The sequence below is a fragment of the Caballeronia sp. LZ032 genome (assembly GCF_031451315.1).
Taxonomy (GTDB): Bacteria; Pseudomonadota; Gammaproteobacteria; order Burkholderiales; family Burkholderiaceae; genus Caballeronia.
In genome coordinates this window covers 258,427-280,091 of the sequence record NZ_JARUXP010000003.1, presented here as the reverse complement: position 1 = coordinate 280,091, position 21,665 = coordinate 258,427, and the positions used below count along the sequence as shown (strand labels likewise).

Below are 21,665 nucleotides of genomic sequence, written 5' to 3'. Positions count from 1 at the left end.
TCAGGCCTGATCCTCTGCGTAAATTCCACCGCTGATGCGCTTCGACCCGACCCGCATGCGACCGTAGACGATCGGAACCGCGTCGCCTTGCGCAGTGCTGTTGACTGGGCCGTTGAAGTAATAGGATGTGCCGTTGTCGCCGCTCGAACTCGCGAGCCCGCTCGTCTGCGGGCTGAGCATCTGCACGACGCCCCCAAGCGCCATCGACGCGCCCAATCCGAGCAGCGACGCCGCCGCGGGCGCGGTCAAGAAACTGGCAGGGTTGACGACCGCGACAGCAATAAGCGCGGCGCCGAGGATGGTCTGAAACAGGCCGCCCGACTTGCTGCCGATGAGGACCGGCGCGATGCGAATTTCCTCATCGCCAACAGGATGCTCGAGTGCTTCCTCTGCCAGGTTTCGGCGCCCGTTGAAGACAGCGAACGTCAGGCCACTGTCCTTCGCGCACAGCATGAATTTGCGGAAGCCCGGCAGCAGCACGCCGAGGGCGCGCACCGCCTCGGCCGTCGACGACACCGCGAGCGTATGCACGCGGCCGAAGCGAGCGCCGAGCACGCCATACAGCCGAATCGTGCGGAGCTTCTCGGTCATGCCGCTTCTCCCTTGTAACGAAGCACCGTGCGCAGCGCGTGCGCCCACATGCCGCCCCACACCGTGCGTCCCGACAGACGGCCGTGCATGTGGTGCAGCATCACCCCGCCGCCGAGATAGACGCCCGCGTGGTTCGGGACATCGTTCTTGCTGCGGATCTGCATCAGCAACACGTCGCCCGGCTGTAGGTCGGCGTCCTGACCGACGTCGACGAAGCCCGCCTCGGCGAAGTGATCCATGTAGAGGCTCGACGCGCCGTCCTCCCACCAGCGATCCGCCCGCTCGAAGTCCGGGAGGTCGATGCCGCGCTCGAGCCGGTACCAGTCCCGCACGATGCTGTAGCAGTCGAGCGTTCCGTGCGCCCACTCGCGGCCGATGAGCGGCGCGACGTAGCCGCTCGGACCGAACTCGCACCAGCCTTCGACGGCGATGGTTCCGTCAAGCTGGACGCCCACCGAAACGATTACCCACGTGTTGACGCCGCTCTTCTCGGCCATCGCCTTGTCGGCCATGCTGGGCCGGGCCGGGGCGCCCGGATGCGAATGCACGACCGCGGCGATAGGACCCATGTCCTCGGCCAGCGCATAGTCTTCGGGCGACATCACGAAGTGCTCGCCGGGCGCGGCCGAAAGGTTGCGACACGGAACGTAGCGCTCGAGCCCGTCGTGCAACACGACGAGCCCGCACGACTCGCGCGGGTGTTCCGCGAGCGCGTGATCCGCGATCGCTTTCTTCGTCTCTTCGTTCATCAGGAAAGGGTGTCGCTGAGGAAGCCGCCGAAACTAAGCGGCTCGTTGACGCCGAAGCGGCATTCACAGCCGCTGATCCGTTTGCTGCACCGGTCGAGCGCGGGATCGCCCACCGGCTGGTCGTTCGCATCGAAGTACGCCGAGCCCGTGTAACCGCAATTAGCATCGCGGTATTGCCACTGGCAGATGGTGACGATCTGGCGCGCCGGCAGCTGCTGGCCGCCAAAGTCGAGCGCGCTGGACAGCGTGAACTCGACCTGCACGTTCGTCTCGCTGCTTTTCTGCTCGATGTACCAGAGCTCGGTGGCCATCTCCTCGGTCGGGTCCGCCGTCGGGTTGCCGCCCGGAAAATTGACCGCGTCGAGGTATTTGCTGAGCGTGCACCGGCGACGCACCTTGGCGCCGACCAGGTCGGCCAAATACACGCACAGCGCCGAGATCGTGCCGTCGACGTTCGCGACCGTCAGCTTCGGCTCGGGCTGCTGCGCGTCAGACGTGTGTTCGAAGCCGGTCGCCTGAATCGGCCACGGCTTGTATTCGTTCCCCTGCCAGAAGATCGACGCGGTTTGCAGATGTCCCTGAAAGCGCAGCAGGTCGCCGTCGATCGACGTGCAGTCGACTTCGAACAGCTCGACCAGGCGCCCCGGTTCAAGCTGCTGGATGTCGGCGACGATCGTCATGCCGCTGCCCTGGCTTCAAGCGCCTCGATGCGCGCCAGCGCTTCCTGCAGCGCGGCGCCAAGCAGCGGAACCAGCTTCGAGTAATCCACCGCCTGCGGGACGATCTCCTGCTCCGCTCCGACAATGTCTTCCGGTAGGACATCCGTCGGGTCGTATCCGTCGCGATAGACGGCATACCAGTCACCCATGGCGTCTTTTTCACCAGTGACGGCAGAGGGAACAACCTCTTGCAGTTCATGCGCGATGACATAGTGCGCGATTTCACCGGGAACAGACTTGAATTCGCCCTGGTAGAACTTGATCCTGCTCAGCGCCGATGCGGCTTCCGGAATCGGCACATAGTTCTGCTTCAGGCGATAGTCGGAAGTCGTGTTGTAGCTCGTGCTCGCGCCGTTTGGCGTCGTGATCGAGCCGCATTGCGTGCTTCCGAAGAACCAGCCAGCGAATCCCGACTGAGGCGATTCGACCCGGCCGAGGTAGCAACCACCGCCGGACTGATATGCGCCGTACGAGGAAACGGCCCATGCAGTACCTACAGACGTGGCGCGGACGGAAAGCGGCGCTCCGATCCAACCGGTCGTTTCGTTGACGTGCAGGAAGCCACTCGCGTCGATCCGCGCACGCTCCGTACCGTTGATGGTGAACGCTTGGACTGAGGGGCTGGCAAGCGTGCCACCCGTAGTGACCGTTCCGCCAGCGGTGATCGCGCCGCCCGAAGAAATTGCGCCAGTCGCCGACACCACTCCCCCGACCGTCAGCGCGCCTGCTACGACCTCGTCGTCGGCCGAGGAGCGACCGCGCAGCAGGCAGCCGATGGCGTGCACGCCGTCGGAGTCTAGATCCACCGCCTCACCGGCGCGAAGCTTCGTAAGCGCGATCGTATCGCCGGAACCGGCCGCCACCGCGAGCGTGACGAGCGTCGTGCCCACGTTGCGCAAATGCACGACGCCGTCGAGGCCCATCGTCGCCGCTGATGGAACGTTGATCGTTCCGGCCGCGGCGAGGCTGATGTTCACGCGTTTGCCGACGTGCGCCGCAGTCAGCGCCTGGGCGGTCGTGATCGTGGCCGCCGCGCTGGTCAGCGCAGCCTGCGCGTTCAGCACGTCGACGTTGGCGTTGGCCTTCGTGTTTGCGCCGCGCACGGTGTCGCCGTCAACCGCCGTCGGCGGAGTGCCGAGGTTGACTTTCTGGAGAGTAGCCATCGAGATTTAAGGTGCGAAGGTTTGATCGAACGTCGCGGTGATCGTGTAGACGGCGCCGTCACGCGTCGGCTCGGAGAAGGATTCGCAGGTGAACAACCCGGGCGCCGTCCAGAGCAGCGGCGTCCACAGAAACGCAGTTGCGCCCGCGTGCGCGCGCAGGAACGCGAGGATCGCGCTGATGGTCGCGGCGTCGTTGACGAACTGCAGGCTGAAACTCGACGCCGCGTTATTCAGGCCGTCAGCGACACGCTGCGCGTATCCGTCGCCAAACTGCGCCTTGCGCGTCTTCAGCGTCGTCGTTCCCGACGTGCTTGCGACGGTCGGCTTCCAGATGAAGGTGTCAGCCATTACGCGATCCCGTTCTGCATCTTCCACAAGGCACCGCCTTGGCGCCGCTCGTTCACGACGACCGCGCGCACCGCAGCGGTGATCTTCTTCTGGAGGTCGGCAGCGCCGGAAGCGTTGGCGCCGGCGTCCGCGCCGCCCTGCACGGTCACGGGCGCGTCGATGTTGATGTCGCCGGCGCGAGCGCTCGGCGAGACGCCAGACGCTGCTCCGACCAAGCCACCCGAAGCAAAACGCGCAACGCTGTGCACGGCAGCGCCGTTGTTCATGGCGTCAAGATTCGAAGCTCCAATGCGCCGCACAGCCGCAGCGGTCATCACGAATTCGCCGTTGCTGAGACGCGCAGGAATGCTGTCGCTCGTGCCCGTGCCCGGTCCGGCGATGTATCCGCCGGTCGCATGCCCATACCCTGAAATGAGGTCGTCTGGCGTGCTCGTTGCCGAGGCGCCAACAGCCTCGCTTCCGGCCGCGCCGAAGAAGTTGAATGACGCAAGAATCGCCTTCGCAATGAGCGCTTCGGTTTCGAGCTTGATCAGGCTGCCGATAGCCGCCTTCACAAAGTCGCCCATGTTGAGCTTGCCGGTCGTCGCGAAATCGGCGACCGCATCGCCCAGGCTGGCGATCGAGTTCTGCGCGGTGTTATTCGCGGCCGACGCGAAGTCGTTCGTCTTGTCGATGATGTCCTGAAGACCGCCCTTCGCGCCGGCCACCCAGTTTTGACTGGCCAAATCGCTTCGATCGAAGAAACTTGTGGTTTCGTCGCGGCGGGCGTCGAATCGGCTGTTGATTGACGCCCGCTCTTCGGTATCCTGCGGCGTACCGTCGAGCCGCTCGTTGATTGCCTTCTTCTGCCAGTCGGCAAGTTCCTTCTGCCGCTCCGTTTCGATGTTCAGCAATTCGATCTGACGCTGCCGCTCTTTCGTGCCGAGCGTCATGGTGTCGAGTTGGATCTTGTGCTGCGCCGACAGCGCGTCGTTCTGGTCCTGGATCTTCGAGTTGGTCTCGTACGCCTCGGTGTTCAGCTTGTCGATGCGCGTTCTCAGGTCGATTTGCTTCTCAAGAGACGCGTTTAGGCTGTACTGAGCCAGAAGCTCGGTCTGATGCGCGAGGACACTCTGCTGCGCCTTCGTCAGCGTCCTGCCGGCGAGGCCATCGATCTCCGCGCGCAACTCGACTTCTTTCGCCGCCCAGCCGGTCAACTTTTCCTGCCCATTGAGCGAGGCCTCAAGCGTCGCCTGTGCCTGCTTCGCCTGATCCATCAACGAGTCGGCGCGGCTTTCCTGATAGGCCTTCGGCGCGTTGTCGCCCTTCGAAAAGTTGATCTGACCGGTGGGCGCGGCGCCGTGGGAATCTCCTCCCGGAGTGGTATTGGACCAGAGCCGCGACATGAAGTCAGCGTAGCCTTGCCCCTGCTTCTTCAGGTTGTCGTAGCCGGCCTGCGCGGACGCCGCAGCCATCTTGAACTGGCCCGTCATCCCGTAAGCCACCACCGTCACGAGCGTGGCGACGACCTCCGATGTTTCCTCGAACGCCGCGACGAGCGTCGCTACAGCGCTCGCCGCGGTCTTCATGATGATCGCGACGCCAGCGTAGAAGTCGTTCAGTAGCGGCTTCATCGCGACGTTGTCGGCGAGGGCGTCCGTCAGGTTGATGATTGTGGGCAGCAGCGCGGTCTTCGCCGCGAGTGTCAACGCGTCCATCTTCGCGTGCGACAGCTCGAGCTGCTCCTGAAGAGCGGACAGTTGCGCGATCGTCTTCGCAGAGAGCACGGCGCCGACGTCGGTCGCCGTGGCTCCCAGCTGCGCAAGCCGAGCCGACCCTTGGTCCAGCAACGGAATCAGGTTCTTGCCGGCGGTCCCGAACAGTTCGTTGGCGACCGCAGCCTTACTAGCGCCGTCCGCACTCTTCGAGAACGCGTCCGCGACGCGCGCGAGCAGGTCTTCCGGCGACGCCGATTTCAGCGTCTTCAGCGAGACGCCCACCGCCGCGAATGCCGCCGCCGCGTCTTTATTGCCGTGCTGCGCTTCGTTCTGCGCCTTCGTCAGATCGGCGAGCGCCTCGGCTGCATCCTTCGTCTCGATACCGACCGTCTTCGCTGCGAACCCGAACTTCTGGACGTCGTCAGTGGACAGGCCCGTCTGCTTCGAGATTTTCTCGACGGTTTCACCATAGGCCGCCAGCTGCTCGCGCGCGGCGAACGTCGAATGCGCGGCGATCGCCAGCACGCCGACGAACGCGCCGACGCCGAGCACGACCGGGTTGAGTAGCATGTTGAATGCGCCCGTCGCCTCTGCCATCACCAGCAGGGAGCCGGCGAACTGCTTGTAATTGCCCTGCGACAGTTCGTGCCCGAGCACGAGCAACTCGCGCTTTGCCGCGGACGATTCCAGACTGAAGCTGTGCGTGTGCTCCGATGCCTTCGCAATCTGGTCGATGTATGGCTTGACCGAGTCGGACAGCCCGAGATTTGCCGCTCGCATTGCGAGGATCTCGGCGCGCGACTTGCCGGCCGTGGAAGCGTTCTTCAGCAGCGCATCGGTGAAAGCTTTCACCGCGCGCGCGCTGGCATCCGAGCCATTCGCAGTCGCCTCGGCGATCGCGTCCTGCGCAACGGCGGCGCGCTGCGCCATCTCCGACTGCGTGTTCATGAACGCAGTAGCGGATTTGCGTGCCTTGTCGAGTTCGGCGGTGTAGCCGGACGAGTCGGCCCCTACCTTAACGACGGTTTCATTCGCCACGCGCGGCCTCCTCAGCCTTTTTCTGAATCACTTCGATGACGGCATCGGCCGCGGCCCGCTTCGTCGCCTCGAAGGCCGGGCGAAGGAAAGGCTTCGCCGCCGAGTGCGACGTGCCGAATTCGACGAATCGCCCGTAGAAAGCATCCTTCGACCAGGTCACGAGATAAATCGCGAGGTGGCCTGCGATCGATTCCTCTTTGTCGTAGGCGATCAGGATCGATCGCTTGAGCGTACCGGGCACGTGCTGCGTGCTCTTCCGCTCGTATGGCGTGCCGACCGGCGCGCGCAGGCGTACCTCGGAATGGATGACGCGCGCGCCCGCGGTCGAGATAGTCGGTGAGCGCGGTCGGATTGACGATCTCAATTTTTTTCGCCACCGGATCTCCGTTTGACCTTGAATTTCCTGCCTTTCGCTTGCCCAATGTCGATGCCGAACAGAGCCAGAGCGACGAATCGCGCCTGGTCCTTCGGATCGTCGAACAGGATTTCTTTTTTTGGCTGCTTCACCCACGGCATGAAATCGGCAGGCTCGAACGCCTTCGTTTTCGGGTCGCGGTGGATGTTGGCTGTCGTTGCCGCCAGCATGCCCATGCGAATGTCCGCAATGCGCTCGCCAAACGGCTCGATGTTGTAGAAAGCCATCCAGTCGGCGAACTCAACGCTATTGATCTCGCGTTGCGCTCGCGCGACTGACATGCCGAGCGCGAGCGCTAGGCGGTGCCAGAAGAGTCGTTCTGGATGGCGTCTGAGTTTTTTTCCGCTTCCTGCGCCTGCGACGTTCCGAGAGCGTTGACTTTTGTGCACGCCAGACCGATTCGACGCACCGTCTCGGCGCTCATTCCGCGCAGCGTATCGAGGTCGGCAGTGGTGAACATCGGTTCGCCCTTGTCGTCGACGACCGTCGCAACGATGACCGCAGAGAAGTAGACGCTGTCGCTCGTGCCCTGCTCTTGCAGCGTCTTCTGCAGGGCGTCGCGGGCGAACCCGTCCATCACCTTGACGCGGATCTCGCCGAGCCCTTCGACATTGACCGTTTCGACGGTCGGCTGTCCCAGCGACAGGAGTTGCTCTTTCGTCAGCATGCGCAAGCGCTCCTTAAGCGGTCGCCGGCGTGACATCGATGTCGCCGGAGATCTTGATTGCGACCGTGCCCTTCACCACAGCGTCGACGCCGGCGGTGATCGGGAACGACTTCACGTAGCCTTCGAACTCGATGGTCGTGCCATCGCTCAGCATCACCTGATACTGCGCGACCACGCCCGAGCGCTTGTCGGCAAGCAGCGCGGCGTGGCTAGCTTCTTTCATGTTGACATTGATGTCGAACGACACCGTGTCCCAATCTTGGAGCCCTTGGCGGTACTCCTTCGCGGTGCTGTCGAAGTCGGTCACGTCGATGTCGCTTGCCGAGCCGGAAAAGCCGTTCAGGTTCGACACGTTCTTGACCGCGGTCCAGACCGGCGTCTGCGTCGTGCCGGTGTTCTTCGAGATCTTCGTGCCTTGCGACGAAATTGCGGTGCTGGTCATGGGTTCACTCCTGATACCAGATTGAGAAATCCTGCTGACTGCCGTAAAGCTTCGTGTCGTCCTCATAGACGCTCACCGGCGCGCCGATCGGCACGCCGAGAACAGGCTCGGCAGTCAGCGCAGCACGAACCTGTTGAATGATGATTGCCGCCTCGCCGCGCGTCGTCGACCAAACGACGACCTGCATGCGGCTGTTCTGCAGCGTGTCGGCGCCGTCGAACGTGGTTTCGTCAACGCCTCCGACGCCCTGATAGACGATCCGAGGCAGCGCCGCGCCAGCGGGCGCAACGTCCGGATACACACGGCCGCCGGCAAGCGCCTTGATCGCGCCGAACGTGACGGATTCCGCGCTAGCCAAGATTCGCCCCCGTTGTGCACGGCAGATCGACATACTCGCGGCCGGCGAGATCCGGCAGCGGCGCGCCGATGTTGAACACGACACCGTCGACGATGGCGCGCATGCCGTTCGTGATGTCCGTCCGGTACCGGATCCGGATACTCGCCGACGCGGTGCCTACATCGGCGTCCGACGTGAGCGTTTCCTTGCCGGTCAGCATGCGGACGTTGCCCCATACGGTCGCGACCTCGGCCCAGCCTTCGATCGGCTGCCCGATGTCGTCGAAGCCGCCGCCGTTGCGCTCGATGCGCACGCGCCGGTTCAGATCGCCCGCGCGCATCAGACGCCGAGCCCCGTTCGGAACGGCTGAAGCAGTTGCTTCGAACCGACCGGCAACTGCATGACGCTCGACGACGTCCCGATCACCGCATCCTCGCGATATGCGTACAACTGGCCGAGGATCAGCAGGATCGCCGCCCGGATCGCATCATTGATCACGATCGGATCGGTGCCCGCCGTGCCGGCAAGAACGGCGGCAGCCATGTCTTCGGCGTTCGCGAACAGCTCCCGATTCAGATACTCGCTCGCCGTTCGAATTGCCGCGCTCAGATACAGCGCAACGAGATCGTCAGCGACTCCCGCGTCCTCGCGCAGATGCGCGAGCGCGGTCGCAACCGGAATCAGCTCAGCCGCCATTGCGGGCTCTCGGCTTCGCGGAAGGCTTTTCTTCGCCCGCCTTCTCGTCGTCGGCCTTTGCAGGCACCTTGTCGATCAGCCCCTTGGTTTCCAGTTCGCGAGCGTGCTGCTCATTGGTCGTGAACTCGGTCTTGATCTCGCCGTTGTGCAACACCGGGCGCTTCGTCTTCACTTTCATGGCTGTCTCCATTCCGGCGGCAAGCGGGCCTGCCGCCGGGATCAGGTTGCGACGAGTTAGCCTGCGGCAGCGGCCGAGAACGCGCCATACACGAACGCTTCCGGACGCTTCACAGCCAGCGCGAGACGCTCTTCGCAGCGCACGGTCAGCATGTTCTTCTCGAAATCGTCGTTGTTCTCGCTCGAGATCACGACGTTCGCGTCTTCACGATCGAATATCTGCGCGCCGGCCTGGAACGCGCCGGTGAGGAACTTGCCTTGGAACGCGGCCGTTTCCGTCGGCACGACCGGCAGGCCCCACAGCGTCGGCGATGCCAGACGCAGCGGATTCGCGAACAGGTACTGGCCCGTCGAATCCTTCGTGAGCTCGACCTTCGCCCAGTCGATGAAGTGAAGCACGAAGCCCGTCGCCGGGTAGCGCGCGAGCTGCGCCTGAAGCATCGCGAGACGCAGATCGTCGATACCGGTGCCGTTCGCGACCTCGAACGCGGGATTGAACGCCGAAGCTTGCGGAACGATGCCGTGCAGGTGCGCGCCCGTGCCGTCGCCGAACAGAATTTCCTGCTCTTCGACATAGCGCAGGCCATAGCGCATCTCGGCGTCGACCAGACTCGCCAACTGCGCGAAGTCATCCATGATCTGCTTGGACGCCTTGAACAGGTGGGCGATGGTCGTCACCGGCGTGATCTTCGTCGCGAAGGCGATCGTCGATTCCGGCTTCTTCGTGTTTTCCGGCACAACAGCGGCGTTGTTCGTGAAGCCGGTTTCCTGCACCCAGAAGATCGCCGGCGCGGTCGTGCGGCCACCCGTGATCAGGTCGCGGATGAACAGACGCTGCTTCGGCGCCACGTCAATGGTCGTGTCGCGCTGCGGCTGCACGACGCCGTCGGCGACGCCGGGGCTCGTCAGTGCGGCCTGAACGGGGATGCTCAAACGCGCGCGCTCGTTGCCGGCGATGCGTGCCTTGAACTGATCGAGGCCTTCGTTCGCGACGACTTGCTGGCCGAAGCTCTTCGGCATCTCGCGGGCGGCGGGGCCAGCGTTGCGCACAGCCTGCTGTTCGACTTCGCCCAGGCGCGCCTTGATCTCGTCGGCGGTTCCCTTCAGCGCATTGAACTGAACGGCGAGGCCATCGACAGAAGCTTTCGTTTCCGTCGAGAGAGAGCCTGCGTCCTTCGCTTCTTTCAGCGCCTTTTCGGCCTGCGCCGAGAATTCGCCGGACACCTTGTTGAGCTTCGCCGTGACGGTGCCTAACAGTTCTTCAAGTTCCTTATCCATTCGATACTCCAGTGGTCTGTGACGCCTCAGAAAGCCGCAAGCGCGAGCTTCAGTCGGGCGATTACGTCGGCTGCATCGGCCGACACGGTTTCGGTAGCGTCACGCGTACCGGGAGCGACAGCGTTCTGCGTGCCGCTCTTGATTTCCTTGATGAGTTGCCGACGCTCCGAGCGCGGCACACCCTGCTTTGCGAGCAATGCATCAATGCGATGCGCCGCGATGCTGTCGCGGCTGCTTGCGTTCGTGTCTTTCTTCGTGGCGTCCGAGGGCAGCAGGCCGTCAGCGAACCCCTTCGCGACTGCGTCGGACCCACCGATCCATGTCTCAGCATCGAGCATGCTTTCGATTTCAGCCGTCTTCAGGCCGGTGCGCGCCGCGTAGATGTCGGCCATGGCCGCATCGAATGGCGCGAGCGTTTCAGCCATCGCGATGAGGTCGTTTCGGTTGCCGATGGCGACCACCCACGCGTTGTGGATCATCAGGAAGCCGGCGCGCGCGACCTGCACCTCATCGCCTGCCATCGCGATGATGGAAGCGGCCGAAGCAGCCAGCCCGAGGACGCGCACGGTGACCTGCGCGGGATGCTCACGCAGCAGGCTGTAGATCGCCAGACCCTCGAACATGTCGCCGCCCGGCGAATTGACATTGACCACGACCGGGTTGTTGCCAATCGAGCGCAGCGCCGCGCTGATGCGCGCGGCTGTCACGCCGGAACCGTCCCAGTCTTGACCAATGACGTCGAAGATGCTGATGGTCGCAGCGTCGTCGCTTGCGGACGCGCGAATGCCGCTATCCCACTGCTCCACGGCACGCGCCGAAAGTTCCGAGCGCGCGCTCGGACGCACCGCCATGCTCGGGGCGGTGGGAAGTCGTTTCAGGCTCATGTGTTATTTCCCGGTTGGTTCGGGCGTAGGTGCAGGTGCTGCTTTGCCAAGCTGATCCAGCGGCATCATGTTCGACTGGACAGTGAAGATTTCGCCGCCTTGGAATGGGGGAAGGTTTTCCTTCGTCCGCACGTCGTTGCGGTTGTAGTAGCCGTTCTGCAGCGCCGATGCGTAGAACTGGGCGCGCGCCGCGCTGTCCGCGCGCAGCAGGCCTTCGACGTTGAACTCCGCGAAGAACTTGCTGCGCTCAAGCGGCGTCAGCAATGCGCCGCTGATCTCCTGCTCGATGTTTTCGAGCCAGAAGCGCAGCGTGTACGTCAAAAACTGCTGATTCATTTGCTCGGATGACGATGCCCACGACGACGCCTTGTCCGTGTGCCCGACCATCGTCGGATGCACGCGAAACCACCGGCAGATTTCCTCAATGTCGAAGCTCAGCACCTCCAGCATCTGTGCGTCGGCGGGGCTCATGCTGATCTGCTCGAACTTCGCGCCTTCTTCGGTAACCATCACCTTTCCAGCGTTGGTCGAACCTTGGAACGTAGCGAGCGACTTCTTCAGCGCCTCGCGCTGCTCAGGCTTCAGCGAGCCGGTAACTGCCAGAACGCCCGATGCCGCCATTCCCTGCGCGAAGGATTTCGCGGCATATTCATTCGCCGCCGTCGCCTGGCCGAGCACTTCGCGCGCGCACGCCACTGGCGACAGACCGATCAGCCCATCCGTGCCGAAGCCACGAATATGCATCACCTGCACCGCGCTCAGCGTGCGCTGCGTCCCGTCGAGGTCGTTATAGACGTATTGAAGCTCGCCGTTCGTCAGCTGCTTGACCACCATGCGCTGCGGCAACAGGATTTCGAGCGATACGATCCGGGCGCCGAGGCGCTTGATCTCAACGTACGCATTGCCTCGCAACAAAAGACTCGCCATCACCGACAGCCAAAACCGCGCTGCGGTCATTTGGCTGTTCGGCCGCACCCGGAGCAACGTGTACAGAGGATGGTCGACCGCCGGAACGCGCGAACCATCGCTCAGCCGCTGGAAGAACCCCATCGGCAGCGTGGAAACTGTCTCCGCCAGCAATCGCACGCATGCCCATACAGCCGACAGTTGCAGCGCAGCGTCGACGCCTACGACCTTCCCGGCTGCCGACTGACGGTTGTAGAAATCGTTCCAAAATTCCGTGTTGGTCAGGTCGATCGTTCCACCGGAAAGCCAGCTGACCAGAGCTGCGCGAAAGCGGCCCGGGCCCGCATTTTTCGGCTTTCGTGCCATTAGACGCCCACCATGATCATGTCGTTGGTCCAGTCGTTGCCAGTTACCTGAGGATTCAGGGCCATCAGGGAAATAGCGTCGAACGTAGCCATCAGCGGGTCGATCTTGCCCGTCCCGGAGGCCTGTTTCGTGATGTTCACGGCGTTGCCGACGGGCACGACGCGCGCATTCCCGACGCACCAGGCCATCAGGCTCTGCCCGCCATGGATCAGCACGCCTTCAGCGAGCTTCCGCTCCGCCGTTTTGATCGCACCGGACAGCTTCCAGCCCTGCGAGATCCCGATGACCTTGTCCTGAGGCACTTCCGCCTCGACCAGCGCGTCGAGCACGCCGCCGATGCCGGCCGGGTCGGCGCCGACACGGTCGAGCAGCCCCGCGCGCTCGATGCTCGCGACGAGGTCGGCCACGTCAGTCACGTCATCGCCGATCTGCGCAACGACCGTCAGGTCGCCTTCCTTCTCAAAGTCGTGTAGCCGAGATGCGATCTCTTTTCGCCGCTCGAACACGGACGGATGCGCCCACGCATGCGTCCAGAGCAGCCAACGGCGGGTATCGCGCTCACGGCCGATCACGGCGAGACCCAGCAAGTCGTCAAGGCCGCCGCCGTCGATCCCCACATCGATCACTTCGCTGCGCTCGATGAGCTGCTCGAGCGTGATGCGCGGCGCGCACGCGGCGCTCTCCCAGAAATCGGCGCCAGCCCATCGGTCGGCTCGCAAATTCAGGCCAATCTCGACGTTCAGATGCTTTGCAAGGAACTGCTGGAAGCTGCCGTCCGTCTTGTGTTGAATCTTCCGCAGTTGGTCCTCAAGCCACTCAGCGCTCACAGAGCGGCCGATGTTTGGATTCGTGACGTAGTAGTTCGCCGGGTCGAGATAGCCTTTCGACGCAATCAGCTTCTGCGGAAACTCGTAGATCACGCCAAGCGACTTGCGGTCGATGATCTTTCCATCGCGCACGTCGCGGTAATAGTTCAGTTTCTCGCGGAAGACGCCTGCCGGCGGCTCGTCACTTTGCGTCGTCAGGTAGATAACCCACCCTTCGTCACGCGAGATCTGTCCGCCCGTCGCTTCCATGAACATGCTTTCGGCGTTCGCTTTCTTGCCAAACAACCAGTGCTCATCGACGAGGATTCGCCCTGATTTTTTGCCCGAGACGGTGTCCGTGTCGGCCGCCACCACTTTCAGTGAAGCGCGCGTCACGCGGTGCGTGATCGTCCGAATGTGATCCTGAATGTGGAACAGCGCGGCCAACTCGTCGTCCGCGCGCACCATGCCTGCGGCCGGCTTGAAGCTGTTGTCCGCGACCTCCTTCGTCGGGGCGAGGATGAGGTGTTCTTCCTCGTCGCGCCAGCAGAGGATCACCGCGGTCAGCATGATCCCGGCAGCGATTGTCGATTTCGTGTTCTTCTTGCTGATCAGCAGGAAGAATTCGCGTATCAGCTGCGCGCCACTCTCCGCGTCGTACGCGCCGAAGATCGCCGCAACGAAGTCGAACACCCACTGCTCGCTGCATTCGCCGAAAGTGGGCTTTCCCGGCAGGTCGACGACTCGCAATTCTTTGAAGATCGCCAGCGCATGCTCTGCCTGAGCCGGAAAGATCGGCCTCGGAATGATCGAACGGCGCTCAACCAGCCTGGACTCCCAGTCTGGACACGCCGTCGTCCAATCCATGCTCAGACCTTCTTGCCGCCATTCGCTACCAGCTTAGGCGGCGCACCCGGCGCAAACCGGCTCGCGACCTTCTTGGCGGCCTCGTCGCGCGCTTCTTTCTTCCCGCCCTCACCAAGTTTCTGATGCACGAATGGCATGAGCACCTGCGCGGCCGTCACGCGCAGACGCGGCTCGGTCCGACCGTCGTTCATGGCAGCGAGCAGGAACTGCTTCGGATCCGAGAAGTGAGTCATCGCGGTCAGGTCGAACCCGGCCGCGAGTGCGGCGCCCGCCATCGCCTCATCTTCGGCGGAGCCCGAGGCGTCTTCGGCCGCCGCCGCAGCTTTCTGCGCACGCGGTGCCTTCGCCGCCCCCTTCTTTCGACGCTCGGCAAGGTACGAGGCTACGTCCCGGTCTTTAACAAGGCGCGAACCCGCGGCCGAGGCCGTCTTTACGCTGTATCCGGCCTCGACAGCCGCGTCCTTATTGGACTTGCCGGCCAAAACAGCGTCGGCAAACAGCCGTTTCTTCGCTGTTAAAGCCATTAACAAAACTCCAAAAAGGGGAAATTTTCTGCGCGTGAGGGAACGGGCGGTCTAGGACGAAATTACCTGTGAACTTTCGACCCACCCCCACCTTTACAACGGAAATTTCTACAATTCGCACCACTTCGGTGCGAAGTCGTCCGCGCGCGTTGGTTTCACGCAACAGTTTCACGAAAGTGTGAGGGTCTGCTCATATATGAGGCAGTCCGTAGCCCTCGCGATGCTTTTTCGCTTAAAAAAATAAGATTTTTATGAATTTGTAAAAACCATGCCAGCCGTCTCGCTCAGCCCTGCGCTTCCTGCCGTTGCTTCTCGCTGCTGTGGTGCCGCGCGCACAGGCTTTGCCAGCGGCTGCTGTCCCAGAAGACATGCATGTCGCCGCGGTGCGGGTCCATGTGATCAACGACTGACGCGTACGGCAATGCGATGCGGCGCTCGGTGCATGCGAGTACGATCGCCTCGATGCTCGTCGCCATGATGCCTGCGTCACGCAAACAGAAAGCACAGAAGGGATGAGCGGCGAGGAACGCGCCGCGCGCCTTCTGCCACTTGTACCCATAGCCGCGCTGCGTGCTGCTCGACTTGTCCGTACGCCACGAACCTGGCTGCATCGTCGCCACTCGGCCAGCGGCCTGTTGCAGGCGCGGCTTGAGGGTTTGCAGTTTCGGTCGGTTCATGGCGTTGTTGGTAGCGGGGTGCGGAATCGAACCGCATGCTTCGAGCTTATGAGACTCGCTGTCTACCGGTGGCTTACACCCGCTGTTGAATGCAAAAAGCCCGAGCGGCGAACCGTCCGGGCTTTAGAGGCAGTTACGCAGCCTATCTATTAGGGCGTGATTTTAGCCCAAAGTGTTCAACCGGTAGTACAACTATTTTGTTCAATGATTTTTGAACACGTCTCACCCATGTGCTGCTCGTGCACGCGCCGGATCGATCGGCTCAGCGACTGCGCACGGACCGCGAACCGGCGCGCGCGATTGTAGATGGTGCCGCGCGCGCACTGCCGCTCGGCCGCAAGCGCCTTGATATTCGTGCGAAACCAGTAGATACCGAGGAAGCACTCGGCCTCGTCCTCATGTCCGCCCTGCTCGCACAGCGCATGGATTGCCATGTTGAGGTACGGCATGTCCGCTTCGAGGAACGAGTCGGGCTCGCCAGCGCTGAGCACGCGCGGCGCTTGCAGCCTGGCCAGCACGTTCTGCTTCACCTGCGGCGCGAAGAAACGGCGCGTGCGGCACCACTCGACCCACCGATTCATGTTGTCGTCGGCGGCATTGCTTTGGCGGGTTGTGAGTTCTTGCTCCGTCATACATCCTCCGATTCGTATTTTCTACATCGACGCATCGCGGTCCATTCCGTCGACGCCTTTTGATTTCCTTGGCTGCACACGTATTTGCGCGTGCCGCCCCAGCGAGAGAGATCCAGCGCCGCGCATCCGAGGCATGTGCCGTCCTGCTTGCGCTCAAGGACGACGGCCGGATCCATGAACTCGAAGCGCCTCACTCGTTCACCTCGTAACCGAACGCTTCCGCGACGCGCAGCCGACAGATGGCCACCTTCGGCGACTCGTCCGCGAACATGGCGTGGAACTCGGGATTCAACTGCGCTTCCGCCAGCCATTCGATCTTTCCGTCCTCGCGCACGCGCGGGTATGTCACGTAGCGCTGGCGCTCGGCGATCGGCGCGGCGATGTGCCAGTTCTCGGACGGTTGATACTGGATGAAGCCGACGTACTGCACGTCGACCTGGCACCAGTCCATGCCGCAGGCGTGCTTCACTTCGGCTTGCATACCCTCGGCCTTCGCCACCCAGTAGTCGAGTTGCGCACCGGCGAGTTGAGCGACGTTCATTGGCCGGCCCCCGCTTGGACGCGCCTGTAGACCAGCGCCGGATAGCGAACGTCGAATGCGCGGCGCGCGCCGCAAACAGTGCAGGCGTGCGTGAACTTCGGCGGGTGTGACATCAACGACATGCCCGTCGGACGCATGAGGCCGTCGCAGCCGTCCACGTCACATGCATAGTCGACTTCGAAGGTTTTCACTTCCACGCGCCGTTCGGTCATTTCGGCTCCACTGCGATCGAGAGAGGCGGATGCGTCGTGCCGACAACCCACAAGGCGACGAGACCGCCATTGTTGAGGTCGGCAAGTTCGGCAGGCGAAGGCTTCCAGAAAGACACGACGTGTTCAACGCCCTCATGTGCGATGCGCGTGATAGGCAGGGCGCCGCATGGAAGCTGCTTTTGATCCCAGCCCTGCGGCGCGCCGAGCACGGCGTTGTTCGATGGATGCTGTGTGCGTTCCATGTTCAGTTTCCTTTCGGTTGGCTGGTTTGGCTCCAGTCACGGCGCTTGATGCCCAGCGCCACCCACAGCGGATCGAAGTTGTCAGGAATCACTGGATACCTCCGCAGCGCTGGGCAGCTTCTCGAAATCGACGGTGATCGTGACGATGGCCTCGTATTCCGTTCCGTAGTTGCCCATGCGGCTACTGAGTTGCACCGAAACGCTCGTGCCGGCACTCTCGCGCGGCACGCCTGCGGCGGCGCACACATGTTCAGCGAGGATGCGCTTGATCTGCGCAGGTTCAAGGACTGCGCGGTGCGTCTGGGTGTTGGTGCGTCCGGTATGGATCTTGATCACGTTCGGCTCCTATGCGAGGCTCTTGAGCAGCGCCTGGAGTTGGCGCAGCTTTTCGAGGTTCGCATTGCTCTCCGCGTTGCCCTGCTCGATCGTCAACGCCGCCGTCTCGATGTCGGATGCCAACTCCACGAGGTCTGTAGCCATCTTGCGCACTCGCTCGGACAGCCCCGACAGAATGTCGATCGGCGACTTGCTCGGCTCGATGGCCTTTACGAAAGGTTCTTCCCGCTTTGCTGTCGACACGTCTGTTGCCTCCTTTTCCCGAATCTCGATCCGCTGGTATTTGCCCTTCTGGCTCTCGCGAATGAGGCCCGCATCCTTCAGGCGGGCCAGACAGCCGTCGAGCACGGCGACATCCGGCGAGCTTTTCGTCACTCGCCGCAAGTTGAGCGCGATCTCTGAACGCGACCACGCTTCTTGTATCGGCACCATCTCCAGAACCTTCTTCGCGATGGCAGATTGGCCGCAGACTGCTGCATGAAATCGGGCTGGCGTCATGCTGCGTCTCCTCGCGTTGCCGGCGTCGGCGCATCTGCGGCGAGCCACTGGTAATCGTTGCTTTCGCGAAACGCATCGAGCGTCTCGATCGCGTAGGCCGCCACGGACTTGAGGCTGCAGTTCATCGCGTAGAGGCATTCGACCCACGCGTATTCGTCGGTCACCCGGTCCCGCTCCGGTATTTCGCGCCGGTACCCCACCTGGATGTAGGCCAGCGCCATGAACATGTATTGCCTGCCGCCGTGATCCAGCTTGCGCACGCGGCGCATGCCGTGAACCATTGCGATCAGTGGCAACTGCTCGGTCGTCATGAGCATGCGGCCGCGCGCCCACTTCTCCGTCACCACGCCCGCCACAGGCACCCGAATAGTCAGCCGCATCGGCTCGATCGTTCTCACGCTGCTTTCTCCGTCAATCCCATCTTCGCGGCGCGTACAGGCTCCCAGTTCGCGTACGCAACATCCCATTGCTGGAACTTCTCCTCGCGCGGCGCCAGCCCCTGATCGATCCATGCATGGCACGCCTGGCAGCCGGGCACTGTGAACTCGTGCTTCGCCTTGATGCCCATGCCCTTACCGTGGCGCGCCTGGTTCGAATGGCATGGCACGACCGTGTTGCGGCCGATGCACACGCCGAGCACGCGCAGATAGCAGGACTCGCCGCGGCACGCCGCCAGATACTTCGAGCCTTCCTCGACGGTCGGCTTCTTCACGCGCGCTTTCAGCGTCGAGCGGCGCAGCGCCGTCGCGCGATCAGCGAGCGGCCACGGCGAGCGCTTCATCGGCTTCTTGCTCGGTTGCAGCGCGGTGCGCTTCACTGGTCGCACCCCTTGCCGATCGCACCCGAGTCGCTCGGTGCCGTGAATTTCTGCCAGTGCACCCAGCCATGCTCCGGACAGTGAAAACCCCAGTGCCGATAGCGCGGGCCGGTCATGAAGATCGTCCAGCACTCGCCGTGCGTCAGTTCGATGCGATGGGCGAACGTGCCGGACAGCCGCATCTTCCATTGGCCCGCCGTGCGCTCGGTGCGCACGTTGATGCCGCCCGGCGCGATCGTGTGTTCGGTGTACGTGCCGCGCAACAGGATCGACAGATTCGTCCAAGGGTGATCGTGCAGCGCACGGTCGTCATCGCTGCGCAGGAAGCGATGCAGATAGACGTTGAAGAAGCGGTTGCGCGGGATGACCCACCAGCGAAGCAGATACGGGTTGTCGTGCCCGCCGATCACCACGTCCGGCGCGCGCCGCGTGATGCGCGAGATGATCCATTCCCCGATCTTCACGCGGCCTCCTGCGTGAAGACCCGCGCACGGTAGCCTCCATGGACAGGCTTCTTCGTTTTGATCGGCGGCAGCTCATCGCCCATCACCTGCGCCATCGCTACAGCGAACACGTTGCCGATCGTCTTTCCTTCTTTCAAGCGCTTGTTCAGGTAGCGGGTCCGGTTGTATTCGTATTGCGACTTCGGGTCCGGCTTCTCAGCGTCGGACGCACCTCCCCACGCGTATTCCGGCATGTAAGGGCCGCCGGGGTACGCGCGGCGCCATGAAGCGATATGCGTGAGCTTCATCACGTGGGCATGCTTCAGCAAGTATCCGGCGTGATTCACTGAGCACCCGTACCTGTCGGCGACATCCGGCGACGACAGCACAGCACCGCCCTGAAGCAGAGACTTGAGCGCTTTATAGGTCGCGGAGCGCGCGAACGCCGCCCGGCCGGTGCGGCGGCCGAGATTCAACGCTTGGGCGCGGACCAGAATCGCGCGCTCCGTTCGGGTCGGCAACAGATGCAGGCTTTCCTTAACCAGCTTCTCGCCGTCCCAGATCTCTCTAACGATCGCGTCTTCGCGGTCGGTCCATTTCTTGCCCATCAGATTTCCTCCACATCCCACCCGCCGCCGTCGCGCTGCTTCTTCGGAAACGCGACCTTGAACACGAACGGAAACTTGTCCGCGGCGACCTTCATCTTCACTTTCGCGTCATCGCTGAAGATCGCGCGCGCGCCCTTTACGTCATGCATTTCGAGTTGTCCGTCCGCCGCCATGACCGCATAGTCGACGGTCAAGAAACTCTTCGGCGCGAGCTTCAGCTTGATGCCCTCGAACAGGTACCACCGGATCTCGCCTGCGCTCTTGCGCTGCTCCAGGTGCGCGGCATACCGCTTTTCTGTAGCGTTCTCTTCGCCATCACGAAGGCGGCCGAGCGCGTGAAGCGCTCTCTTCGCGGGCGCAACGGCTTGGCGATGAGGTATCGACGGCGCGGCTGACGAATGCTCGCTCGATTGCCGAGCTGGCCACGGCTCGCATACGGTCGACGTGCCCATCCGGCCATCCGCAATCGCGCTCTCAGGGAAACGGAGTGAGTTCTTGCTCATGACGCGTAGTCGTCCACAGGCATGAGCGCATCTCCGAACATCCGGCGCGCGAATTGATATAGGTCGACCGAGTTGAAACGCTGCGCATCGTTGAGCACGTGCTCAGCGGCCTTCCGATCCTTCGCGGCACGGACCACGAGCACCCGGTAGTAGCGCCAGTCCTCGTCGGGCTTGCGCTCACGCTGACCGAGTTCCTTGCCCTTCGCGTCCACGCCCTCGGGCGACTTGAACCATTCACCAACGTGCGCAGCAACGGTCGATGCGGGAACGGCGGCAGGCGCCAGAACCTCGGTGACGAACGGAGAAACGAACGCGGGATAGGTCGGGCGCTCGTCGCCGTCTTCATCGCGGCGCGCGGCGGCGCGGCGATGCGCTTCTCGGAGATGCTCGGCATTGGCGCCCTTGCCGACCCACGTGAGCACATGGACGCGATCCTTGCTGCGATCGATGGTCAGGGTTTTGCCGCGCTGCGCTTCCAGCGCGATCAGCAAATCCGTGAGATCGCGCTCGGGGTTGCTTTCGCTTTTTGAATCACAGGCAGCAGCAGCGGCAAAGTTATCCACAGGCGGCTTCGCGTGCGCTGCTGCTGCTGTAGTCTCTGCAGTAGTCTTTGTCTGAATAACGACATGGTCTTTCCCCTCTCCGCGGTCGAGGGTTTCACGTGTCGGCGGAGTGGGGATTCCCTCGTCGGCGGACTGGACTTTCCCTGTTTCCCGAAATGGACTTTCCCCATTTCGGGAAATGGACTTTTCCCGTTTCGGCGCGGCGCCCGATAGAAGGGCTTCGAGGGCATCTTCATCGATGCGGAAATACAGCTTGTGCTCGAGTCGCTTGTTCGTTTCCACCAGTACGCCACGCGTGCGCAGAGCCTTGCGCGCGTTGCGCTGCTCTTCGTACGAAAGACCTGTTTCTTCCTGCAACTCATCAGCCGTCTTGAACACGCCGAGCGGGTTCTGCGTGCGTGCCTGCCAATAGAAAAGCTGACCGAACAGGACGGCCGCGTTTACCCCGCCGAGCTTCGGCGCAAGGCCAGGGTGATAGGCGATCGGGCGACCGATCTCGCGGAGCAAATCTGAGAGCTTCACGCATCCACCTCAGCCGGCAACCCGATGAGTTGCTGGCGGCAGCGACGGCCAGGGCGACGCGCGGAGTCGCGCACAGCGAGCGCTTCGGCCATCACGAGCTCGTTCACGCGGCCGCACACGGTCGACACCTGCATGTTCGTGCGGGCGGCGATCTCGTCGCGCGTGAGCAGAACTCGGCGATCGCCTTTGAAGAGATCGAGGATCTTGCGCTTCGACGCGCTGACGTCATCCGTCGACAGCGAATGGAAGGCATCGATTTGGGTTTGCGAAGCTTGCATGGTGACCTCAGATGCTGTCGTGGCCACAGGGAAGATGACCGTCCTCACGAACGGCCTCGCCGCACACGAGACAGATCAGGCGAGCCGCGTCCGCCGGGCGAGCTTGGACGGCAGCACGATCAG

The 21,665-nt window shown here is 62.9% G+C and carries 34 protein-coding genes and 1 tRNA gene; all 35 read right to left on the bottom strand.

Going from position 1 to position 21,665, the window contains the following annotated elements; translation table 11 throughout:
* On the bottom strand, positions 1 to 591 hold the full coding sequence (locus tag QCE69_RS22830; protein ID WP_309933172.1) for a tail assembly protein: 591 nt from the start codon (positions 589 to 591) through the stop codon (positions 1 to 3).
* Positions 588 to 1,340, bottom strand: a complete 753-nt coding sequence (locus QCE69_RS22825) for a C40 family peptidase (protein WP_309933171.1) — start codon at positions 1,338 to 1,340, stop codon at positions 588 to 590. The genes QCE69_RS22830 and QCE69_RS22825 overlap by 4 nt, the downstream gene beginning before the upstream one ends.
* The gene (locus tag QCE69_RS22820; protein ID WP_309933170.1) at positions 1,340 to 2,020 is read right to left on the bottom strand and encodes a phage minor tail protein L; all 681 of its coding nucleotides are present in this window, start codon (positions 2,018 to 2,020) and stop codon (positions 1,340 to 1,342) included. Before QCE69_RS22820 ends, QCE69_RS22825 begins: the two co-directional genes overlap by 1 nt.
* Complete coding sequence (locus tag QCE69_RS22815) at positions 2,017 to 3,222, bottom strand: tail fiber domain-containing protein (protein ID WP_309933169.1); 1,206 nt, start codon at positions 3,220 to 3,222, stop codon at positions 2,017 to 2,019. Before QCE69_RS22815 ends, QCE69_RS22820 begins: the two co-directional genes overlap by 4 nt.
* A 6-nt stretch (positions 3,223 to 3,228) precedes the next feature.
* A complete protein-coding gene (locus QCE69_RS22810; RefSeq protein WP_309933168.1) occupies positions 3,229 to 3,570 on the bottom strand; it encodes a phage tail protein in 342 nt (113 codons plus the stop codon).
* Positions 3,570 to 6,305: a phage tail tape measure protein gene (locus tag QCE69_RS22805; protein ID WP_309933167.1), complete on the bottom strand. Its 2,736-nt coding sequence runs from the start codon at positions 6,303 to 6,305 to the stop codon at positions 3,570 to 3,572. The genes QCE69_RS22810 and QCE69_RS22805 overlap by 1 nt, the downstream gene beginning before the upstream one ends.
* Complete coding sequence (locus QCE69_RS22800) at positions 6,295 to 6,669, bottom strand: HK97-gp10 family putative phage morphogenesis protein (RefSeq protein ID WP_309933166.1); 375 nt, start codon at positions 6,667 to 6,669, stop codon at positions 6,295 to 6,297. The genes QCE69_RS22805 and QCE69_RS22800 overlap by 11 nt, the downstream gene beginning before the upstream one ends.
* Positions 6,666 to 7,001 carry a DUF4035 domain-containing protein gene (locus tag QCE69_RS22795; protein WP_309933165.1) on the bottom strand — a complete coding sequence of 112 codons (336 nt, stop codon included), beginning with the start codon at positions 6,999 to 7,001 and terminating at the stop codon, positions 6,666 to 6,668. Before QCE69_RS22795 ends, QCE69_RS22800 begins: the two co-directional genes overlap by 4 nt.
* Before the next feature lie 14 nt (positions 7,002 to 7,015).
* Complete coding sequence (locus QCE69_RS22790) at positions 7,016 to 7,387, bottom strand: hypothetical protein (protein ID WP_309933163.1); 372 nt, start codon at positions 7,385 to 7,387, stop codon at positions 7,016 to 7,018.
* 13 nt (positions 7,388 to 7,400) lie between these two features.
* Positions 7,401 to 7,829: a phage tail tube protein gene (locus QCE69_RS22785; RefSeq protein ID WP_309933161.1), complete on the bottom strand. Its 429-nt coding sequence runs from the start codon at positions 7,827 to 7,829 to the stop codon at positions 7,401 to 7,403.
* 4 nt (positions 7,830 to 7,833) lie between these two features.
* Positions 7,834 to 8,220, bottom strand: a complete 387-nt coding sequence (locus QCE69_RS22780; protein ID WP_309933159.1) for a DUF3168 domain-containing protein — start codon at positions 8,218 to 8,220, stop codon at positions 7,834 to 7,836.
* On the bottom strand, positions 8,180 to 8,506 hold the full coding sequence (locus tag QCE69_RS22775) for a phage head closure protein (RefSeq protein ID WP_309933158.1): 327 nt from the start codon (positions 8,504 to 8,506) through the stop codon (positions 8,180 to 8,182). Before QCE69_RS22775 ends, QCE69_RS22780 begins: the two co-directional genes overlap by 41 nt.
* Complete coding sequence (locus QCE69_RS22770) at positions 8,506 to 8,862, bottom strand: head-tail connector protein (RefSeq protein WP_309933156.1); 357 nt, start codon at positions 8,860 to 8,862, stop codon at positions 8,506 to 8,508. Before QCE69_RS22770 ends, QCE69_RS22775 begins: the two co-directional genes overlap by 1 nt.
* Positions 8,852 to 9,040, bottom strand: coding sequence for a hypothetical protein (locus tag QCE69_RS22765; RefSeq protein WP_309933155.1), 189 nt, complete (start codon positions 9,038 to 9,040; stop codon positions 8,852 to 8,854). The genes QCE69_RS22770 and QCE69_RS22765 overlap by 11 nt, the downstream gene beginning before the upstream one ends.
* A 56-nt stretch (positions 9,041 to 9,096) precedes the next feature.
* Entirely contained in the window at positions 9,097 to 10,317 is a 1,221-nt protein-coding gene (locus tag QCE69_RS22760) for a phage major capsid protein (protein ID WP_309933154.1), read from the bottom strand.
* Positions 10,318 to 10,343: 26 nt separating this feature from the next.
* Positions 10,344 to 11,201 (bottom strand): head maturation protease, ClpP-related, encoded by an 858-nt coding sequence (locus QCE69_RS22755; RefSeq protein WP_309933153.1) that lies wholly within the window; start codon positions 11,199 to 11,201, stop codon positions 10,344 to 10,346.
* Positions 11,202 to 11,204: 3 nt separating this feature from the next.
* Entirely contained in the window at positions 11,205 to 12,473 is a 1,269-nt protein-coding gene (locus tag QCE69_RS22750; protein WP_309933151.1) for a phage portal protein, read from the bottom strand.
* Positions 12,473 to 14,146 carry a terminase large subunit gene (locus QCE69_RS22745; RefSeq protein ID WP_309933149.1) on the bottom strand — a complete coding sequence of 558 codons (1,674 nt, stop codon included), beginning with the start codon at positions 14,144 to 14,146 and terminating at the stop codon, positions 12,473 to 12,475. The genes QCE69_RS22750 and QCE69_RS22745 overlap by 1 nt, the downstream gene beginning before the upstream one ends.
* A gap of 2 nt (positions 14,147 to 14,148) precedes the next feature.
* On the bottom strand, positions 14,149 to 14,670 hold the full coding sequence (locus QCE69_RS22740; protein WP_309933147.1) for a terminase small subunit: 522 nt from the start codon (positions 14,668 to 14,670) through the stop codon (positions 14,149 to 14,151).
* A 284-nt stretch (positions 14,671 to 14,954) separates the two neighbouring features.
* On the bottom strand, positions 14,955 to 15,347 hold the full coding sequence (locus tag QCE69_RS22735; protein WP_309933146.1) for an HNH endonuclease: 393 nt from the start codon (positions 15,345 to 15,347) through the stop codon (positions 14,955 to 14,957).
* Between the two features lie 8 nt (positions 15,348 to 15,355).
* Positions 15,356 to 15,431, bottom strand: a tRNA-Met gene (locus QCE69_RS22730).
* A 92-nt stretch (positions 15,432 to 15,523) separates the two neighbouring features.
* Positions 15,524 to 15,979 (bottom strand): hypothetical protein, encoded by a 456-nt coding sequence (locus QCE69_RS22725; protein ID WP_309933145.1) that lies wholly within the window; start codon positions 15,977 to 15,979, stop codon positions 15,524 to 15,526.
* Positions 15,976 to 16,155 (bottom strand): hypothetical protein, encoded by a 180-nt coding sequence (locus tag QCE69_RS22720; protein ID WP_309933143.1) that lies wholly within the window; start codon positions 16,153 to 16,155, stop codon positions 15,976 to 15,978. The genes QCE69_RS22725 and QCE69_RS22720 overlap by 4 nt, the downstream gene beginning before the upstream one ends.
* A 14-nt stretch (positions 16,156 to 16,169) precedes the next feature.
* Positions 16,170 to 16,520, bottom strand: a complete 351-nt coding sequence (locus tag QCE69_RS22715) for a phage protein NinX family protein (RefSeq protein WP_309933142.1) — start codon at positions 16,518 to 16,520, stop codon at positions 16,170 to 16,172.
* A complete protein-coding gene (locus QCE69_RS22710) occupies positions 16,517 to 16,732 on the bottom strand; it encodes a hypothetical protein (protein ID WP_309933140.1) in 216 nt (71 codons plus the stop codon). Before QCE69_RS22710 ends, QCE69_RS22715 begins: the two co-directional genes overlap by 4 nt.
* A complete protein-coding gene (locus QCE69_RS22705) occupies positions 16,729 to 16,974 on the bottom strand; it encodes a hypothetical protein (protein WP_309933139.1) in 246 nt (81 codons plus the stop codon). The genes QCE69_RS22710 and QCE69_RS22705 overlap by 4 nt, the downstream gene beginning before the upstream one ends.
* An 81-nt stretch (positions 16,975 to 17,055) precedes the next feature.
* Positions 17,056 to 17,310, bottom strand: a complete 255-nt coding sequence (locus QCE69_RS22700) for a hypothetical protein (protein ID WP_309933138.1) — start codon at positions 17,308 to 17,310, stop codon at positions 17,056 to 17,058.
* A gap of 9 nt (positions 17,311 to 17,319) precedes the next feature.
* Positions 17,320 to 17,808 carry a hypothetical protein gene (locus tag QCE69_RS22695; protein WP_309933137.1) on the bottom strand — a complete coding sequence of 163 codons (489 nt, stop codon included), beginning with the start codon at positions 17,806 to 17,808 and terminating at the stop codon, positions 17,320 to 17,322.
* On the bottom strand, positions 17,805 to 18,206 hold the full coding sequence (locus QCE69_RS22690) for a hypothetical protein (protein ID WP_309933136.1): 402 nt from the start codon (positions 18,204 to 18,206) through the stop codon (positions 17,805 to 17,807). The genes QCE69_RS22695 and QCE69_RS22690 overlap by 4 nt, the downstream gene beginning before the upstream one ends.
* The gene (locus QCE69_RS22685; protein WP_309933134.1) at positions 18,203 to 18,625 is read right to left on the bottom strand and encodes a nuclease domain-containing protein; all 423 of its coding nucleotides are present in this window, start codon (positions 18,623 to 18,625) and stop codon (positions 18,203 to 18,205) included. The genes QCE69_RS22690 and QCE69_RS22685 overlap by 4 nt, the downstream gene beginning before the upstream one ends.
* A complete protein-coding gene (locus QCE69_RS22680) occupies positions 18,622 to 19,089 on the bottom strand; it encodes a hypothetical protein (RefSeq protein WP_309933133.1) in 468 nt (155 codons plus the stop codon). The genes QCE69_RS22685 and QCE69_RS22680 overlap by 4 nt, the downstream gene beginning before the upstream one ends.
* Positions 19,086 to 19,676 (bottom strand): hypothetical protein, encoded by a 591-nt coding sequence (locus tag QCE69_RS22675; protein WP_309933132.1) that lies wholly within the window; start codon positions 19,674 to 19,676, stop codon positions 19,086 to 19,088. Before QCE69_RS22675 ends, QCE69_RS22680 begins: the two co-directional genes overlap by 4 nt.
* Positions 19,676 to 20,179, bottom strand: a complete 504-nt coding sequence (locus QCE69_RS22670; protein WP_309933130.1) for a hypothetical protein — start codon at positions 20,177 to 20,179, stop codon at positions 19,676 to 19,678. The genes QCE69_RS22675 and QCE69_RS22670 overlap by 1 nt, the downstream gene beginning before the upstream one ends.
* Positions 20,176 to 21,264, bottom strand: a complete 1,089-nt coding sequence (locus QCE69_RS22665; RefSeq protein ID WP_309933129.1) for a hypothetical protein — start codon at positions 21,262 to 21,264, stop codon at positions 20,176 to 20,178. Before QCE69_RS22665 ends, QCE69_RS22670 begins: the two co-directional genes overlap by 4 nt.
* The gene (locus tag QCE69_RS22660) at positions 21,261 to 21,590 is read right to left on the bottom strand and encodes a hypothetical protein (protein ID WP_309933127.1); all 330 of its coding nucleotides are present in this window, start codon (positions 21,588 to 21,590) and stop codon (positions 21,261 to 21,263) included. Before QCE69_RS22660 ends, QCE69_RS22665 begins: the two co-directional genes overlap by 4 nt.
* Between the last annotated feature and the right edge of the window lie 75 nt (positions 21,591 to 21,665).